The following is a 14,281-nucleotide window of genomic DNA, read 5'->3' on the forward strand; positions in this document are numbered from 1 at the left end:
CGAGATACGAGATACGAGACATTTTTGAAAATTGGAGCAGATAAGACAAGCAAAAAGTGCCAAACATCATGGTGCAATTTCTATTATCTTTTCCTTGTTCTACAGACACAAAAAAGCCGAGCTAATGCTCGGCTTTTGTATTAAGAATCTAGTATAGATTACTCAGCAGCTTCTTCAGCAGCTGGGCGGTCTACAAGCTCAATGTAAGCCATTGGAGCTTTATCACCAGTACGGAAACCACATTTAAGAATGCGAGTGTAACCACCTTGGCGAGCCGCGAAACGCGGGCCTAGTTCATTAAATAGTTTTGCCACAACTTCGTTATCACGAGTGCGAGCAAATGCAAGACGACGGTTAGCAACACTGTCTGTCTTAGCTAGGGTAATCAATGGCTCAATTACGCGACGTAGTTCTTTTGCTTTAGGCACGGTAGTTTTAATAACTTCGTGACGAACAAGAGAGCTAGCCATGTTGCTGAACATCGCTTTGCGATGACTGCTGTTGCGGTTGAGTTGACGACCACTTTTACGATGGCGCATGACCTAATCCTTCTAACTTTTCGATTAATCTTCAGCGATTGACGCTGGTGGCCAGTTTTCTAGACGCATGCCTAGAGAAAGACCACGTGAAGCAAGCACATCTTTAATCTCTGTAAGAGATTTCTTACCAAGGTTTGGCGTTTTAAGTAGCTCAACCTCAGTGCGCTGTACAAGATCACCGATGTAGTGAATCGCTTCTGCTTTCAAACAGTTAGCAGAGCGAACTGTTAGTTCAAGATCGTCTACAGGACGTAGTAGGATAGGATCGAATTCTGGCTTCTCTTCCTTCTCCTCAGGTACACGTACATCACGAAGATCTACGAACGCATCCAATTGTTCAGCTAAAATAGTAGCTGCACGACGGATTGCTTCCTCAGGTTCTAGAGTACCGTTCGTTTCCATATCGATAACAAGCTTGTCTAAATCAGTACGTTGTTCTACACGTGCCGCTTCTACAGCGTAAGCGATTTTATCAACCGGGCTGTAAGTAGCGTCAACTAGTAGACGACCGATAGGGCGCTCATCTTCTTCAGTATGGATACGAGCTGAAGCTGGAACGTAACCACGACCACGTTCTACTTTGATACGCATAGCGATCTCAGCGTTGTCATCCGTTAGGTGACAAATTACGTGCTCAGGGTTAGCGATCTCTACATCACCATCGTGGGTGATGTCACCTGCAACAACAGGGCCTGAGCCTGATTTGTTCAGTGTAATAAACACTTCATCTTTGCCTTCAGCAACGCGTACAGCCAAACCTTTAAGGTTTAGAAGGATTTCCAGGATATCTTCCTGAACGCCTTCTTTAGTGCTGTATTCGTGTAGCACACCTTCAATTTCAACTTCTGTTACGGCACAACCCGGCATAGAAGATAGAAGAATGCGGCGAAGAGCATTACCTAGAGTGTGGCCGAAACCGCGCTCTAATGGCTCAAGAGTTACTTTCGCGTGTGTCGTATTGATCTGTTCAATGTCAACAAGACGCGGCTTAAGAAATTCTGTTACAGAACCCTGCATTGTGTCCTCTCTTTTTTTAACCTTACTTAGAGTAAAGTTCGACGATCAAGTGTTCATTGATGTCAGCTGATAGGTCAGAACGCTCAGGCATACGCTTGAATGTACCTTCCATTTTGCCAGCATCTACTTCAATCCAAGTTGGCTTTTCACGTTGTTCAGCAACTTCTAGAGCCGCTTTAATACGAGATTGCTGTTTAGCTTTCTCGCGGATAGAAACAACGTCGTTTGCCGCTACTTTGAAAGAAGGAACGTTTACAACTTTACCGTTAACTAGAATAGACTTGTGGCTAACTAGTTGACGAGATTCAGCACGAGTAGCGCCAAAGCCCATACGGTAAACTACGTTATCAAGACGACCTTCAAGAAGCTGAAGCAGGTTTGCACCTGTGTTGCCTTTAAGACGTGCAGCTTCTTTGTAGTAGTTGCGGAATTGTTTTTCTAGAACGCCGTAGATACGACGAACTTTTTGCTTCTCACGAAGCTGAACGCCATACTCAGATAGACGACCGCGACGAGCGCCGTGTACACCTGGTGCGTTATCAATTTTACACTTGGTATCGATCGCACGGACACCAGACTTAAGGAATAAGTCAGTACCTTCGCGACGGCTAAGCTTAAGCTTAGGACCCAAATATCTTGCCATGATCTTTCTCCAATATTCCTAGAAACGAAACTTAAACGCGACGTTTCTTAGGTGGACGACAACCGTTATGAGGGATTGGTGTCGCATCAACAATGTTAGTGATACGGAAACCAGCAGCGTTCAGTGCACGAACAGTAGATTCGCGACCTGGACCTGGACCCTTAACCATAACTTCCAAGTTCTTTAGGCCATATTCTTTAGCCATTTCACCACAACGCTCAGCTGCAACTTGTGCTGCGAACGGAGTAGATTTACGAGAACCACGGAAACCTGAACCACCTGCTGTAGCCCATGCAAGAGCGTTGCCTTGACGGTCAGTGATAGTTACGATTGTGTTGTTGAAAGAAGCATGAATGTGCGCTACGCCATCAGCTACTTGCTTGCGTACGCGCTTACGCGCGCGAGTTGGTTGTTTTGCCATTGTACTCTACCTTATCCGACTATTTCTTGATCGGCTTGCGCGGACCCTTACGGGTGCGAGCGTTGGTTTTAGTACGCTGTCCACGTAGTGGTAGACTGCGACGATGACGAAGACCGCGGTAACAGCCAAGGTCCATAAGACGCTTGATGTTCATCGATACTTCACGACGTAGATCACCTTCTACAGTGTACTTAGCTACACCATCACGCAGTTGATCGATCTGCTCTTCAGTTAGTTCACTGATCTTAGCATCTTCAGCAATACCCACTTCAGCTAGAATAGCTTGAGAGCGAGTTTTACCGATACCGTAGATTGCAGTAAGTGCAATTACAGAATGCTTATGATCAGGAATGTTAATGCCGGCTATACGGGCCATTATTCACTCCTAAGGGGTTCATAAAAGAATTATCCGCAGCAAAGCCCGTTATGGATACGCTGCGGCATACTACTTCTTTTGCACGCAAAAGGTAGGCCGAGGAATATACTCGACTCTACCTTGTATTTCAAGTAAAAATTTCTGCTAATTAGCCTTGGCGTTGCTTATGCTTTGGCTCACTGCAAATCACGCGAACGACACCGTTACGCTTGATAACTTTACAGTTACGGCAGATTTTTTTAACGGAAGCACGAACTTTCATTGCTAAACTCCGTAAATGGAATCGAAATTGTTACCACCGAATTAACGGCCGTAACCCTTCAGATTCGCTTTCTTTAACACAGAATCATACTGTTGTGACATCAGATGAGTCTGTACCTGTGCCATGAAATCCATGATAACTACCACTACGATTAGTAGTGATGTGCCGCCAAAGTAGAAACGAACGTTCCACGCGACCATCATGAACTCAGGAATCAGACATATAAAAGTAATGTATAGAGCGCCCGCAAGGGTTAGTCTAGTCATCACTTTATCGATATATTTCGCTGTCTGCTCACCTGGGCGGATACCGGGTACGAATGCACCAGACTTCTTCAAGTTATCAGCTGTTTCACGTGGGTTAAACACCAACGCTGTATAGAAGAAACAGAAGAAGATTATAGCTGCTGCATAAAGCATTACATACAAAGGTTGACCTGGGCTAAGAGCTAATGACACGTCAGTTAACCAACCGAACGCGCTGCTTTCACCATTTTGACCAAACCACTGCGCTAATGTTCCTGGGAACAAAATAATACTTGATGCGAAAATCGCTGGAATAACACCTGCCATATTAATCTTAAGAGGCAAGTGAGAGCTTTGTGCTGCAAAAACTTTACGACCTTGTTGACGTTTCGCATAGTTAACGACGATACGACGTTGACCACGTTCCATGAAAACTACGAAGTAAATAACAGCAAAAGACAATACAGCAATCAACAGCAGAAGAAGCACATGCAATTCACCTTGACGCGCTTGCTCGATTGTTTGACCGATTGCAGAAGGCAATCCAGCAACAATACCTGCAAAAATCAGAATGGAAATACCATTACCGATTCCTCGCTCAGTGATTTGTTCACCTAACCACATTAAGAACATGGTACCAGTTACTAAACTCACGGTAGCAATAAGCGTAAACATGGTTTGGTTGATAACAACCAGATTGTCGACCATGTTTGGTAAGCCTGTTGCGATACCAATAGCTTGGAATGTTGCAAGTACAAGCGTGCCGTAGCGTGTATATTGGCTTATCTTACGACGGCCTGCTTCACCCTCTTTCTTGAGTTCCGCTAACGCTGGATGAACTACAGTTAGCAATTGGACTACGATCGATGCCGAAATGTACGGCATGATACCCAATGCTAATATAGATGCACGCTCAAGAGCACCACCGGAGAACATGTTAAACATTTCTACGATGGTACCTTTTTGCTGATCGAACAAATCGGCAAGTACAGCTGCGTCAATACCAGGGATCGGCACAAAAGAGCCGGCTCGGAATACTAAAAGTGCACCAATTACGAATAATAAGCGCGACTTTAGTTCACTTAAGCCGCTCTGAGCACTACGAAAATCTTGTCCTGGTTTCTTAGCCATCTGTACCTCGTTCCTCGAGATTATTCCTCGATTTTACCGCCTGCAGCTTCGATTGCAGCTTTAGCGCCTTTAGTCACGCGTAGACCTTTAACAGTCACAGCTTTGCTTAGGTCACCAGAAAGAACGATCTTAACAAACTCGATGTTCTTAGTGATAACGTTAGCAGCTTTAAGGCTGTTAAGATCAACTACGTCACCTGTTACTTTCGCTAGCTCAGCTAGACGAACTTCAGCAGACACTAGGCTCTTACGAGAAGTGAAACCGAATTTAGGTAGACGTTGTTTTAGAGGCATTTGACCGCCTTCAAAACCTGGACGAACAGAGCCGCCAGAACGTGACTTTTGACCTTTGTGACCGCGGCCACCTGTTTTACCAAGGCCAGAACCGATACCACGACCTACACGCTTCTTAGAAGGTTTAGAGCCAGCAGCCGGTGATAGAGTATTCAAACGCATTCTGATTACTCCTCAATCTTAACCATGTAGTAAACCTTGTTGATCATACCGCGTACGCACGGTGTATCTTCAAGTTCTACTGTATGGTTGATGCGACGAAGACCTAGACCTTTAAGACACGCTTTGTGCTTAGGTAGGCGACCAATTGAGCTTTTAGTTTGAGTTACTTTAATAGTTGCCATCGTGTGCTTACTCCGAAATAGATTCAACAGTTAGACCACGTTTAGCAGCAACCATTTCTGGTGACTTAACGTCTACTAGAGCACCAATCGTTGCACGAACGATGTTGATCGGGTTCGTTGAACCGTATGCTTTAGAAAGTACGTTATGTACGCCCGCAACTTCAAGTACAGCACGCATTGCACCGCCGGCAATAACACCTGTACCTTCTGCAGCTGGCTGCATGTAAACTTTAGAGCCCGAATGACGACCTTTCACCGGGTGGTGAAGAGTGCCTTCGTTAAGCGATACTGTAACCATGTTACGGCGCGCTTTTTCCATTGCTTTTTGAATCGCAGCAGGTACTTCACGAGCTTTGCCGTAACCGAAACCTACGCGACCGTTACCGTCACCAACTACTGTTAGTGCAGTAAAGCTCATGATTCGACCACCTTTAACCGTCTTAGATACACGGTTAACTGCGATCAGCTTTTCTTGCAAATCATTAGCTTGTTGTTGTTCTTTAGCCATCTTCCAACCCTACCTTAGAATTTCAGACCAGCTTCGCGAGCAGATTCTGCTAGCGCCGCTACTCGACCGTGGTATTGGAAACCAGAACGATCAAATGCAACTGAAGCTACGCCTTTTTCAAGAGCGCGCTCAGCAACAGCTTTACCAACTGCTTTAGCTGCATCAACGTTACCAGTGTTCTTAACTTGCTCACGGATCGCTTTTTCTACAGTAGAAGCAGCTGCGATAACCTCAGAGCCGTTTGCCGCGATAACTTGTGCGTAAACATGGCGAGGAGTACGGTGTACTACCAGGCGAGTTGCACCAAGTTCTGCAATCTTACGACGTGCACGTGTAGCACGACGGATGCGAGATGCTTTCTTATCCATAGTGATACCTTACTTCTTCTTAGCTTCTTTAGTACGCACATTTTCATCTGCGTAACGAACACCTTTGCCTTTGTAAGGCTCAGGAGCACGGTAAGAACGAATGTCAGCCGCAACTTGACCTACTACTTGCTTATCGCAACCAGTAATGATGATCTCAGTTTGGCTAGGGCACTCAGCTTTAATACCTTCAGGTAGAGCGTGCTCTACTGGGTGAGAAAAACCAAGAGTTAGAGCTACAGAGTTGCCTTTCATAGCAGCACGGTAACCAACACCCTTAAGAGTTAGCTTCTTAGTGAAGCCCTCAGTAACACCCACAACCATGTTATTAACTAGAGCGCGAGCTGTACCAGCTTGTGCCCATGCGTTAGTAACACCTTCTTTCGGACCGAAAGTTAGGTTGGTTTCTTCCTGTGCAATAACTACGGCGCTGTTAAGAACGCGAGTAAGCTCACCTTTGCTACCTTTTACAGTAACTTCTTGGCCGTTTAGTTTCACCTCTACGCCAGCTGGAATAGCGACAGGTGCTTTAGCAACACGAGACATAATCTACTCCTTAAGCTACGTAACAGATGATTTCACCGCCAAGACCTGCTTTACGAGCAGCACGGTCAGACATCAGACCCTTGGAAGTAGAAACAACTGCAATACCAAGACCACCCATCACTGTAGGTAAAGAGTCTTTATTTTTATAAACTCTTAGACCAGGACGTGATACACGCTTGATTTGCTCGATTACAGGTTTAGCTTGGAAGTACTTAAGAGTAACTTCTAGCTCAGGTTTTGCTTCGCTGTTAACAGCGAAGTCTACGATGTAACCTTCAGCTTTAAGTAATGCAGCAATTGCAACTTTAAGCTTTGAAGAAGGCATTTTTACAGCAACTTTGTTTGCTGCCTGACCGTTACGAACTCGGGTCAGCATATCCGAAATCGGATCTTGCATGCTCATAAGATTTACTCCAAATGATTAAGTGGCAATTACCAGCTAGCCTTACGAAGACCCGGAATCTCGCCTTTCATGCAAGCTTCACGAACCTTAATGCGGCTTAGACCGAATTTACGTAGGTAACCGTGTGGACGACCAGTTTGGTTGCAACGGTTGCGCTGACGTGATGCACTTGAATCACGTGGAAGAGATTGCAGTTTAAGAACCGCATTCCAACGATCTTCTTCAGATGCGTTTACATCGCTAATGATAACTTTTAGCGCAGAACGCTTTTCAGCGAACTTAGCTACTAGTTTTGCACGTTTAGCTTCACGTGCTTTCATTGATTGTTTAGCCATAACAGTAACCCTACCCTTACTTACGGAATGGGAAGTTAAAGGCAGCCAGCAGAGCTCGGCCTTCCTCATCGGAACCCGCAGAAGTCGTGATAGTGATATCAAGACCGCGGACACGATCGACTTTATCGTAGTCGATTTCCGGAAAGATGATTTGCTCGCGAACGCCCATGCTGTAGTTACCGCGACCGTCAAAAGACTTAGCGCTAACACCACGGAAATCACGTACACGTGGAAGTGCGATAGAGATTAAACGCTCTAAAAATTCCCACATGCGCTCACCACGCAAGGTTACTTTACAACCAATTGGGTAGCCTTCACGAATTTTGAAACCAGCTACAGATTTACGCGCTTTAGTGATAAGTGGCTTTTGACCAGAGATCGTTGCCATATCAGCTGCTGCGTTTTCTAGCAGTTTCTTATCGTTGATTGCTTCACCAACGCCCATATTTAGGGTGATTTTCTCAATCCTAGGGACTTGCATGACGCTTGTGTAGCTGAACTCTTTGGTAAGCTCAGCGACTACAGACGACTTGTAGTAATCATGCAGTTTCGCCATAGTAGAACTCCAAATTACTTCTAATTAGTTAGAAACAGTTTCGCCGTTAGATTTGAAGAAACGAACTTTCTTGCCATCTTCGATACGGAAACCGATACGGTCTGCTTTACCAGTAGCCGCGTTAAAAACAGCAACGTTAGAAGCATCAATAGCTGCTTCTTGTTCAACGATGCCACCTTGTTGACCTAGAGCCGGAACCGGCTTTTGGTGTTTCTTAACAAGGTTGATGCCTTCAACGATAACTTTACCAGTTGTCAGAACCTTAGTTACTTTACCTTTCTTGCCTTTATCTTTACCAGCAAGAATGATTACTTCGTCATTACGACGGATTTTAGCTGCCATATTGCCGCTCCTTACAGAACTTCAGGTGCTAGTGATACAATCTTCATGAATTTCGCGTTACGAAGTTCACGAGTCACAGGACCAAAGATACGTGTGCCGACTGGTTGCTCAGTAGTGTCATTTAACAATACACAAGCATTACTGTCGAAGCGAATGACAGAACCGTCTGGGCGACGAACGCCTTTACGGGTGCGCACTACTACCGCCTTCAGAACATCACCTTTCTTTACTTTACCGCGAGGAATCGCTTCCTTCACTGTAACCTTGATGACGTCACCGATATGTGCATAACGGCGGTGAGAGCCACCCAGAACCTTAATACACATTACCTTGCGCGCGCCAGAGTTATCTGCTGCGTCAAGTGTACTTTGCATCTGGATCATTGTTAGTGCTCCGCTAAATATTAAAACTAGACCCTCTCGGGTCGGGCTGCCTCTTTAAAAGGGACGCGAATTGTACCACCCTTTTTTTAAATTGGGTAGACAAAAAACAAGCGGCTCCAAAAAATTATTTGGAGCCGCTTATAAGTTATAGAATTACAAAGATTAAATCTTCGCTTTTTCTAGAACTTTAACCAATGTCCAAGACTTAGTCTTAGACAGAGGACGACACTCAGCGATTTCAACTTTGTCGCCTAGGCCACAAGTGTTGTCTTCGTCGTGTGCGTGTACTTTAGTCGTGCGTTTGATGAACTTACCGTAAATTGGGTGTTTTACAGTGCGCTCAATAGCAACAACGATAGACTTGTCCATCTTGTCACTTACTACACGGCCTTGCTGGATGCGGTTAGTTTCGCTCATTATGCGCCTGCCTTTTCAGTCAAAACAGTTTTCACACGTGCGATGTCACGGCGTACAGCTTTTAGAGTATGAGTTTGCTGTAGTTGACCAGTTGCAGCTTGCATGCGCAAGTTGAACTGTTCACGTAGCAAATTCAATAGCTCAGCGTTAAGCTCTTCAACGTTCTTTTCGCGTAGATCTTGTGCTTTCATCACATCACCTGCTTAGTTACAAAAGTAGTTTTAACAGGCAGTTTACGTGCCGCTAGGCGGAACGCTTCACGTGCCAACTCTTCAGGTACGCCATTCATCTCGTACATAACTTTGCCTGGTTGGATTTGAGCAACCCAGTACGCAACTGAACCTTTACCTTTACCTTGACGAACTTCAAGAGGCTTTTCAGTAATTGGCTTGTCTGGGAATACACGAATCCAGATTTGACCTTGACGCTTAATGTGACGTGTCATAGCACGACGTGCCGCTTCGATTTGACGTGCAGTCAGACGACCACGGCCAACAGCTTTAAGACCGAATTCGCCGAAGCTTACTTCAGTACCTTTAGCTAGACCACGGTTACGACCAGTCATAACCTTGCGGAACTTAGTACGTTTTGGTTGTAGCATCGTTCGACTCCTTACTTACGGCCTTTACGCTGCTTCTTAGGCTTATCGCCTTTTGGCTCTACTGCGTTAGCAGCTGGCATACCGCCTAGAATCTCACCTTTGAAGATCCAAACTTTAATGCCGATCACACCGTATTGAGTGTGAGCCGAAGAAGTTGCGTAATCAATGTCTGCACGTAGAGTGTGTAGAGGCACACGGCCTTCACGGTACCACTCAGAACGTGCGATTTCAGCACCGCCAAGACGGCCGCCTACTTGTACTTTGATGCCTTTAGCGCCTAGACGCATAGCATTTTGTACCGCACGCTTCATTGCACGACGGAACATAACACGACGCTCTAGTTGAGACGCGATGCTATCAGCTACAAGCTGACCATCTAGCTCAGGCTTACGTACTTCAGCGATGTTAATTTGCGCTGGTACACCTGCGATTTTAGCTACAGCTGCGCGTAGCTTCTCTACGTCTTCACCTTTCTTACCGATAACAACGCCAGGACGAGCAGTGTGAATAGTCACACGGATGCTCTTAGCTGGACGCTCGATAACGATACGAGATAATGATGCTTTTTGTAGTTCCTTTGTAAGGAACTGACGTACCTTGAAGTCGCCGTCTAGGTTGTCAGCGAATTCGTTGGTATTAGCAAACCATGTAGCATTCCAAGGCTTAACGATGCCAAGACGAATACCATTAGGATGTACTTTCTGACCCATTGCTTACTCTCCTAGTCTTTAGCGATCTGCTACAACAATAGTGATGTGGCTTGAACGCTTCAAGATACGATCCGCACGACCTTTAGCACGAGGCATAATACGCTTCATGATAGGGCCCTCATCTACGAAGATTTTAGCGACATTTAGATCGTCGATATCTGCACCTTCGTTATGTTCCGCGTTAGCGATAGCTGACTCAAGAACCTTCTTAACTAATACAGCAGCTTTTTTGTTGCTGAAAGTTAGAATTTCTAGAGCTTGGTCTACCGACTTACCGCGAATTTGGTCTGCAACTAAGCGAGCTTTCTGTGGAGAAATACGAGCAAAGTTATGTTTAGCTAAAGCTTCCATCATCTACTCCTTATTTCTTCTTAGCTTTCTTATCTGCAGCATGACCGCGATAAGTACGAGTTGGTGCAAATTCGCCCAGTTTGTGACCGATCATTTCTTCGGTAACGAAAACTGGAACGTGCTGACGACCATTATGGACAGCGATGGTCAAACCAATCATTGTTGGGATGATCATTGAGCGACGGGACCAAGTCTTAATAGGCTTTTTGTCTCCGCTTTCCACCGCTTTCTCTACCTTCTTCAGCAAGTGTAGGTCAATAAAAGGACCTTTCTTGAGAGAACGTGGCATGGCGATTCCTCTTTATAAATTATTTAGTGCGACGACGTACGATGTACTTGTCAGTGCGCTTGTTCTTACGAGTCTTGAAGCCCTTAGTAGGAACGCCCCAAGGAGAAACTGGGTGACGACCACCAGATGTGCGGCCTTCACCACCACCATGTGGGTGATCCACCGGGTTCATTACTACACCACGTACGGTTGGACGTACGCCGCGCCAGCGTGAAGCACCAGCTTTACCAAGTTCACGTAGCATATGCTCAGAGTTACCAACTTCACCGATCGTTGCACGACCTTCAGAAAGAACTTTGCGCATCTCACCAGAACGTAGACGGATAGTTACGTATGCACCATCGCGAGCGATGATTTGAGCATAAGCACCAGCCGAACGAGCTAGTTGAGCACCTTTACCAGGCTTAAGTTCAACACAGTGTACAGTAGAACCTACTGGGATGTTGCGCATCGGCAGAGTGTTACCTGCTTTGATTGCAGCATCTACGCCAGATTGAATCTGGTCGCCTGCGTTAACACCTTTAGGTGCAATGATGTAACGACGCTCACCGTCTGCGTACAGAACTAGAGCGATGTTAGCACTACGGTTTGGATCGTATTCTAGACGCTCAACTTTCGCTGGGATGCCATCTTTAGTACGTTTGAAGTCAATTACACGGTAATGGTGCTTATGACCACCACCGATGTGACGTACTGTAATACGACCGTTGTTGTTACGACCACCGTTCTTAGAGTTTTTCTCTAGAAGTGGTGCGTATGGCTTACCCTTGTGTAGGTCAGCGTTAACAACTTTAACGACGTGACGACGACCAGGGGAAGTCGGCTTACATTTAACAATAGCCATTTTTACTACTCCTGTTATTCCGCGCCGCCAACGAAGTCAAGATCTTGACCTTCTTTCAAAGTAACGTAGGCTTTCTTAACGTCTGAACGACGGCCTTCACGCATACCTTGACGTTTGGTCTTACCCTTTAATACAAGAGTATTTACAGACTTAACTTCAACTTCAAATAGCTTTTCTACAGCTGCTTTGATCTCTTTCTTAGTTGCATCTTTAGCTACTTTGAAAACGATAGTGTTCGCTTTCTCAGCTGCCATAGTTGCTTTTTCAGAGATGTGCGGAGCACGTAGAACTTTTAAGATACGCTCTTCAGTGATCATGCTAGCATCTCCTCAACTTGCTTAACTGCGTCAGCAGTCATTAGAACCTTGTCGAAAGCGATTAGTGATACTGGATCAACACCAGCAACATCACGTGCATCTACTTTGTATAGGTTACGAGCAGCTAAGAATAGATTTTCATCTACTTCGCCAGTCACAATCAGAACGTCGCTTAGCTCAAGCTCTTTAAGCTTAGCTACAAGTTCTTTTGTTTTTGGTGCTTCTACAGAGAAGTTATCAACAACGATTAAACGCTCTTGACGAACTAGCTCAGAAAGAATGCTCTTCATAGCACCGCGGTACATTTTTTTGTTTACTTTTTGGCTGTGATCTTGTGGTTTCGCAGCAAAAGTAACACCACCTGTACGCCAGATTGGGCTACGAATTGTACCAGCACGTGCGCGGCCAGTACCTTTTTGACGCCATGGCTTAGCGCCACCGCCAGATACTTCAGAACGAGTCTTTTGAGCACGAGTACCTTGACGAGCACCTGCTGCATATGCAACAACTACTTGGTGTACAAGAGCTTCGTTGAAGTCACGTCCGAAAGTAGTCTCGGAAACAGTTAGTGCATCAGCACCTTTAACCATCAATTCCATTACTTACTCCTAGACGTTATGCTTTAACAGCAGGTTTTACGATCACGTTTCCGCCTGTTGAGCCCGGTACTGCACCTTTAATAAGGAGTAGATTGCGCTCAGCGTCAACACGTACGATCTCTAGGTTTTGAGTCGTTACACGCTCAGCACCCATGTGACCTGCCATTTTCTTGCCTTTAAACACGCGGCCTGGAGTTTGACATTGGCCAATTGAACCCGGTGCGCGGTGAGACAAAGAGTTACCGTGAGTCATATCTTGAGTAGAGAAGTTCCAACGCTTGATAGCGCCTTGGAAGCCTTTACCTTTAGATGTACCAGTAACGTCTACTTTTTTAATTTCGTTGAAAAGTTCTACGTTTAGCTCAGCGCCAACTTCAAACTCTTCGCCGTTTTCTAAACGGAATTCCCAAAGACCGCGACCTGCTTCTACACCCGCTTTCGCGAAGTGACCAGCTTCAGGTTTAGTTACACGGTTAGCTTTCTTAGCACCAGTAGTTACTTGGATTGCTGCGTAGCCGTCTGTCTCAAGAGTTTTAACTTGAGAAATACGGTTCGCTTCAACCTCAACAACAGTTACTGGGATAGAAACGCCTTCTTCAGTAAATACGCGGGTCATACCCACTTTACGTCCGACTAGACCAATCATTATTCTTATCTCCCTTAACCTAGGCTGATTTGAACATCAACGCCAGCTGCAAGATCAAGACGCATTAGAGCATCAACAGTTTTATCTGTTGGCTCAACGATGTCGATCAAACGCTTGTGAGTACGGATTTCGTACTGATCACGTGCATCTTTGTTGACGTGTGGAGAGGTAAGAACAGTGAAACGCTCTTTACGAGTAGGAAGTGGAATAGGACCACGAACCTGTGCGCCAGTACGTTTTGCTGTTTCAACGATTTCCGCAGTTGAAGCATCGATTAGCTTGTAATCAAACGCTTTAAGGCGGATACGAATACGTTGGTTCTGCATGAGACAGAGCTCCAATTATTAAAAATTACACAAACAATATCGCCACTCAAACCCGATAAAACGAGAGAATGCCGATTGATTTATGTGAAACCGTAGCACCCAAAATTAGGACGCATTGTCAGTTAACTTTTGAAGTAAACAAGAAGTTTACTATTTTTATTAACCGCGAACATAAGCTGAGTATACATTACTAGGTAAGACCTACTCCTCAGTGCTCATTGGTTCACAACCAGCGTTAGCCAGTGCGATGCATTATACAGATCACACTTTAGTATGCAAGTAGTGTTGGAAAAATAATCGCAATTTATTGGAAGTTGGTTTTGTATCGAGAGGGAAGAAGATAGATGGAAGGTAATATTTCTTTTGAGAAAACAAAAGGGAAGCCGAAGCTCCCCTTTTCAGATGCGTGCTCTTCTAATGAAGAGAGTGCAAAAATCTAAATGCTATTAAGCGAAGATTTTAGCTACAACAC

28 protein-coding genes are annotated in these 14,281 nt (G+C 45.2%); all 28 read right to left on the reverse strand.

The annotated features are described in order from the left end of the window. Nucleotides 1-158: 158 nt before the first annotated feature. Complete coding sequence (rplQ, locus tag AB4329_RS21320; RefSeq protein ID WP_004729812.1) at nt 159-539, reverse strand: 50S ribosomal protein L17; 381 nt, start codon at nt 537-539, stop codon at nt 159-161. A 24-nt stretch (nt 540-563) separates the two neighbouring features. Next, on the reverse strand, nt 564-1,556 hold the full coding sequence (locus AB4329_RS21325; protein WP_004729813.1) for a DNA-directed RNA polymerase subunit alpha: 993 nt from the start codon (nt 1,554-1,556) through the stop codon (nt 564-566). 22 nt (nt 1,557-1,578) lie between these two features. Further along, on the reverse strand, nt 1,579-2,199 hold the full coding sequence (rpsD, locus tag AB4329_RS21330; RefSeq protein ID WP_004738777.1) for a 30S ribosomal protein S4: 621 nt from the start codon (nt 2,197-2,199) through the stop codon (nt 1,579-1,581). Nucleotides 2,200-2,230: 31 nt separating this feature from the next. Then, nucleotides 2,231-2,620 (reverse strand): 30S ribosomal protein S11, encoded by a 390-nt coding sequence (gene rpsK, locus AB4329_RS21335; RefSeq protein WP_004738778.1) that lies wholly within the window; start codon nt 2,618-2,620, stop codon nt 2,231-2,233. Nucleotides 2,621-2,639: 19 nt separating this feature from the next. Beyond that, nucleotides 2,640-2,996: a 30S ribosomal protein S13 gene (gene rpsM / locus AB4329_RS21340; protein WP_004738779.1), complete on the reverse strand. Its 357-nt coding sequence runs from the start codon at nt 2,994-2,996 to the stop codon at nt 2,640-2,642. Between the two features lie 148 nt (nt 2,997-3,144). Then, entirely contained in the window at nt 3,145-3,258 is a 114-nt protein-coding gene (gene rpmJ, locus AB4329_RS21345; protein ID WP_000868186.1) for a 50S ribosomal protein L36, read from the reverse strand. Nucleotides 3,259-3,299: 41 nt separating this feature from the next. Then, nucleotides 3,300-4,634 carry a preprotein translocase subunit SecY gene (gene secY, locus AB4329_RS21350; protein ID WP_004738781.1) on the reverse strand — a complete coding sequence of 445 codons (1,335 nt, stop codon included), beginning with the start codon at nt 4,632-4,634 and terminating at the stop codon, nt 3,300-3,302. 20 nt (nt 4,635-4,654) lie between these two features. Next, nucleotides 4,655-5,089: a 50S ribosomal protein L15 gene (gene rplO, locus AB4329_RS21355; RefSeq protein ID WP_004736758.1), complete on the reverse strand. Its 435-nt coding sequence runs from the start codon at nt 5,087-5,089 to the stop codon at nt 4,655-4,657. A gap of 5 nt (nt 5,090-5,094) precedes the next feature. Then, the gene (gene rpmD, locus AB4329_RS21360) at nt 5,095-5,271 is read right to left on the reverse strand and encodes a 50S ribosomal protein L30 (protein WP_004736756.1); all 177 of its coding nucleotides are present in this window, start codon (nt 5,269-5,271) and stop codon (nt 5,095-5,097) included. A gap of 7 nt (nt 5,272-5,278) precedes the next feature. Then, nucleotides 5,279-5,779 (reverse strand): 30S ribosomal protein S5, encoded by a 501-nt coding sequence (rpsE, locus tag AB4329_RS21365; RefSeq protein WP_017061307.1) that lies wholly within the window; start codon nt 5,777-5,779, stop codon nt 5,279-5,281. Between the two features lie 14 nt (nt 5,780-5,793). Next, nucleotides 5,794-6,147: a 50S ribosomal protein L18 gene (gene rplR / locus AB4329_RS21370; protein WP_004738784.1), complete on the reverse strand. Its 354-nt coding sequence runs from the start codon at nt 6,145-6,147 to the stop codon at nt 5,794-5,796. 9 nt (nt 6,148-6,156) lie between these two features. Beyond that, complete coding sequence (rplF, locus tag AB4329_RS21375) at nt 6,157-6,690, reverse strand: 50S ribosomal protein L6 (protein ID WP_017063712.1); 534 nt, start codon at nt 6,688-6,690, stop codon at nt 6,157-6,159. A gap of 10 nt (nt 6,691-6,700) precedes the next feature. Further along, nucleotides 6,701-7,093: a 30S ribosomal protein S8 gene (gene rpsH, locus AB4329_RS21380; protein WP_017061309.1), complete on the reverse strand. Its 393-nt coding sequence runs from the start codon at nt 7,091-7,093 to the stop codon at nt 6,701-6,703. A gap of 29 nt (nt 7,094-7,122) precedes the next feature. Beyond that, a complete protein-coding gene (rpsN, locus tag AB4329_RS21385) occupies nt 7,123-7,428 on the reverse strand; it encodes a 30S ribosomal protein S14 (protein ID WP_004738789.1) in 306 nt (101 codons plus the stop codon). 16 nt (nt 7,429-7,444) lie between these two features. Then, a complete protein-coding gene (gene rplE, locus AB4329_RS21390) occupies nt 7,445-7,984 on the reverse strand; it encodes a 50S ribosomal protein L5 (protein WP_004738790.1) in 540 nt (179 codons plus the stop codon). A 24-nt stretch (nt 7,985-8,008) separates the two neighbouring features. Then, a complete protein-coding gene (gene rplX / locus AB4329_RS21395; RefSeq protein WP_004738792.1) occupies nt 8,009-8,326 on the reverse strand; it encodes a 50S ribosomal protein L24 in 318 nt (105 codons plus the stop codon). A gap of 11 nt (nt 8,327-8,337) precedes the next feature. After that, complete coding sequence (rplN, locus tag AB4329_RS21400) at nt 8,338-8,709, reverse strand: 50S ribosomal protein L14 (protein WP_004736740.1); 372 nt, start codon at nt 8,707-8,709, stop codon at nt 8,338-8,340. 162 nt (nt 8,710-8,871) lie between these two features. Next, nucleotides 8,872-9,126 carry a 30S ribosomal protein S17 gene (gene rpsQ, locus AB4329_RS21405; RefSeq protein ID WP_004736739.1) on the reverse strand — a complete coding sequence of 85 codons (255 nt, stop codon included), beginning with the start codon at nt 9,124-9,126 and terminating at the stop codon, nt 8,872-8,874. Continuing rightward, entirely contained in the window at nt 9,126-9,317 is a 192-nt protein-coding gene (gene rpmC, locus AB4329_RS21410; RefSeq protein WP_004736737.1) for a 50S ribosomal protein L29, read from the reverse strand. Before rpmC ends, rpsQ begins: the two co-directional genes overlap by 1 nt. After that, nucleotides 9,317-9,727, reverse strand: coding sequence for a 50S ribosomal protein L16 (gene rplP, locus AB4329_RS21415; RefSeq protein ID WP_004736736.1), 411 nt, complete (start codon nt 9,725-9,727; stop codon nt 9,317-9,319). Before rplP ends, rpmC begins: the two co-directional genes overlap by 1 nt. Nucleotides 9,728-9,738: 11 nt before the next feature. Beyond that, a complete protein-coding gene (rpsC, locus tag AB4329_RS21420) occupies nt 9,739-10,437 on the reverse strand; it encodes a 30S ribosomal protein S3 (protein ID WP_004736734.1) in 699 nt (232 codons plus the stop codon). Nucleotides 10,438-10,455: 18 nt separating this feature from the next. Beyond that, nucleotides 10,456-10,788 carry a 50S ribosomal protein L22 gene (rplV, locus tag AB4329_RS21425; RefSeq protein WP_004736732.1) on the reverse strand — a complete coding sequence of 111 codons (333 nt, stop codon included), beginning with the start codon at nt 10,786-10,788 and terminating at the stop codon, nt 10,456-10,458. Nucleotides 10,789-10,798: 10 nt separating this feature from the next. Next, nucleotides 10,799-11,077, reverse strand: coding sequence for a 30S ribosomal protein S19 (gene rpsS, locus AB4329_RS21430; RefSeq protein ID WP_004736729.1), 279 nt, complete (start codon nt 11,075-11,077; stop codon nt 10,799-10,801). A 19-nt stretch (nt 11,078-11,096) separates the two neighbouring features. Further along, nucleotides 11,097-11,921 (reverse strand): 50S ribosomal protein L2, encoded by an 825-nt coding sequence (rplB, locus tag AB4329_RS21435; protein WP_010435149.1) that lies wholly within the window; start codon nt 11,919-11,921, stop codon nt 11,097-11,099. A gap of 14 nt (nt 11,922-11,935) precedes the next feature. Beyond that, on the reverse strand, nt 11,936-12,238 hold the full coding sequence (rplW, locus tag AB4329_RS21440) for a 50S ribosomal protein L23 (protein WP_004736765.1): 303 nt from the start codon (nt 12,236-12,238) through the stop codon (nt 11,936-11,938). Further along, nucleotides 12,235-12,837, reverse strand: a complete 603-nt coding sequence (gene rplD, locus AB4329_RS21445) for a 50S ribosomal protein L4 (RefSeq protein ID WP_004738803.1) — start codon at nt 12,835-12,837, stop codon at nt 12,235-12,237. Before rplD ends, rplW begins: the two co-directional genes overlap by 4 nt. Nucleotides 12,838-12,853: 16 nt before the next feature. Beyond that, nucleotides 12,854-13,483, reverse strand: coding sequence for a 50S ribosomal protein L3 (gene rplC, locus AB4329_RS21450; RefSeq protein ID WP_004736763.1), 630 nt, complete (start codon nt 13,481-13,483; stop codon nt 12,854-12,856). Nucleotides 13,484-13,497: 14 nt separating this feature from the next. Beyond that, nucleotides 13,498-13,809 carry a 30S ribosomal protein S10 gene (rpsJ, locus tag AB4329_RS21455; protein WP_004736761.1) on the reverse strand — a complete coding sequence of 104 codons (312 nt, stop codon included), beginning with the start codon at nt 13,807-13,809 and terminating at the stop codon, nt 13,498-13,500. Between the last annotated feature and the right edge of the window lie 472 nt (nt 13,810-14,281).

Source organism: Vibrio sp. 10N.261.54.A5 (assembly GCF_041471145.1).
GTDB classification, from domain to species: domain Bacteria; phylum Pseudomonadota; class Gammaproteobacteria; order Enterobacterales; family Vibrionaceae; genus Vibrio; species Vibrio crassostreae_C.

Bases quoted from the DNA above. Each gene is read 5' to 3' on its own strand.
- rpsJ (WP_004736761.1), bottom strand. From the start codon at position 13,809: ATGCAGAACCAACGTATTCGTATCCGCCTTAAAGCGTTTGATTACAAG.
- rpmC (WP_004736737.1), bottom strand. From the start codon at position 9,317: ATGAAAGCACAAGATCTACGCGAAAAGAACGTTGAAGAGCTTAACGCT.
- rplR (WP_004738784.1), bottom strand. From the start codon at position 6,147: ATGGATAAGAAAGCATCTCGCATCCGTCGTGCTACACGTGCACGTCGT.
- rplF (WP_017063712.1), bottom strand. From the start codon at position 6,690: ATGTCTCGTGTTGCTAAAGCACCTGTCGCTATTCCAGCTGGCGTAGAG.
- rplP (WP_004736736.1), bottom strand. From the start codon at position 9,727: ATGCTACAACCAAAACGTACTAAGTTCCGCAAGGTTATGACTGGTCGT.
- rpmJ (WP_000868186.1), bottom strand. From the start codon at position 3,258: ATGAAAGTTCGTGCTTCCGTTAAAAAAATCTGCCGTAACTGTAAAGTT.
- rpsM (WP_004738779.1), bottom strand. From the start codon at position 2,996: ATGGCCCGTATAGCCGGCATTAACATTCCTGATCATAAGCATTCTGTA.
- AB4329_RS21325 (WP_004729813.1), bottom strand. From the start codon at position 1,556: ATGCAGGGTTCTGTAACAGAATTTCTTAAGCCGCGTCTTGTTGACATT.
- rpsC (WP_004736734.1), bottom strand. From the start codon at position 10,437: ATGGGTCAGAAAGTACATCCTAATGGTATTCGTCTTGGCATCGTTAAG.
- rpsD (WP_004738777.1), bottom strand. From the start codon at position 2,199: ATGGCAAGATATTTGGGTCCTAAGCTTAAGCTTAGCCGTCGCGAAGGT.
- rplC (WP_004736763.1), bottom strand. From the start codon at position 13,483: ATGATTGGTCTAGTCGGACGTAAAGTGGGTATGACCCGCGTATTTACT.
- rpsQ (WP_004736739.1), bottom strand. From the start codon at position 9,126: ATGAGCGAAACTAACCGCATCCAGCAAGGCCGTGTAGTAAGTGACAAG.
- rpsE (WP_017061307.1), bottom strand. From the start codon at position 5,779: ATGGCTAAAGAACAACAACAAGCTAATGATTTGCAAGAAAAGCTGATC.
- rpsH (WP_017061309.1), bottom strand. From the start codon at position 7,093: ATGAGCATGCAAGATCCGATTTCGGATATGCTGACCCGAGTTCGTAAC.
- rplQ (WP_004729812.1), bottom strand. From the start codon at position 539: ATGCGCCATCGTAAAAGTGGTCGTCAACTCAACCGCAACAGCAGTCAT.
- rplW (WP_004736765.1), bottom strand. From the start codon at position 12,238: ATGATCACTGAAGAGCGTATCTTAAAAGTTCTACGTGCTCCGCACATC.
- rpmD (WP_004736756.1), bottom strand. From the start codon at position 5,271: ATGGCAACTATTAAAGTAACTCAAACTAAAAGCTCAATTGGTCGCCTA.
- rpsK (WP_004738778.1), bottom strand. From the start codon at position 2,620: ATGGCAAAACAACCAACTCGCGCGCGTAAGCGCGTACGCAAGCAAGTA.
- rplV (WP_004736732.1), bottom strand. From the start codon at position 10,788: ATGGAAGCTTTAGCTAAACATAACTTTGCTCGTATTTCTCCACAGAAA.
- rpsS (WP_004736729.1), bottom strand. From the start codon at position 11,077: ATGCCACGTTCTCTCAAGAAAGGTCCTTTTATTGACCTACACTTGCTG.
- rplO (WP_004736758.1), bottom strand. From the start codon at position 5,089: ATGCGTTTGAATACTCTATCACCGGCTGCTGGCTCTAAACCTTCTAAG.
- rplE (WP_004738790.1), bottom strand. From the start codon at position 7,984: ATGGCGAAACTGCATGATTACTACAAGTCGTCTGTAGTCGCTGAGCTT.
- rplD (WP_004738803.1), bottom strand. From the start codon at position 12,837: ATGGAATTGATGGTTAAAGGTGCTGATGCACTAACTGTTTCCGAGACT.
- rplX (WP_004738792.1), bottom strand. From the start codon at position 8,326: ATGGCAGCTAAAATCCGTCGTAATGACGAAGTAATCATTCTTGCTGGT.
- rplB (WP_010435149.1), bottom strand. From the start codon at position 11,921: ATGGCTATTGTTAAATGTAAGCCGACTTCCCCTGGTCGTCGTCACGTC.
- rpsN (WP_004738789.1), bottom strand. From the start codon at position 7,428: ATGGCTAAACAATCAATGAAAGCACGTGAAGCTAAACGTGCAAAACTA.
- rplN (WP_004736740.1), bottom strand. From the start codon at position 8,709: ATGATCCAGATGCAAAGTACACTTGACGCAGCAGATAACTCTGGCGCG.
- secY (WP_004738781.1), bottom strand. From the start codon at position 4,634: ATGGCTAAGAAACCAGGACAAGATTTTCGTAGTGCTCAGAGCGGCTTA.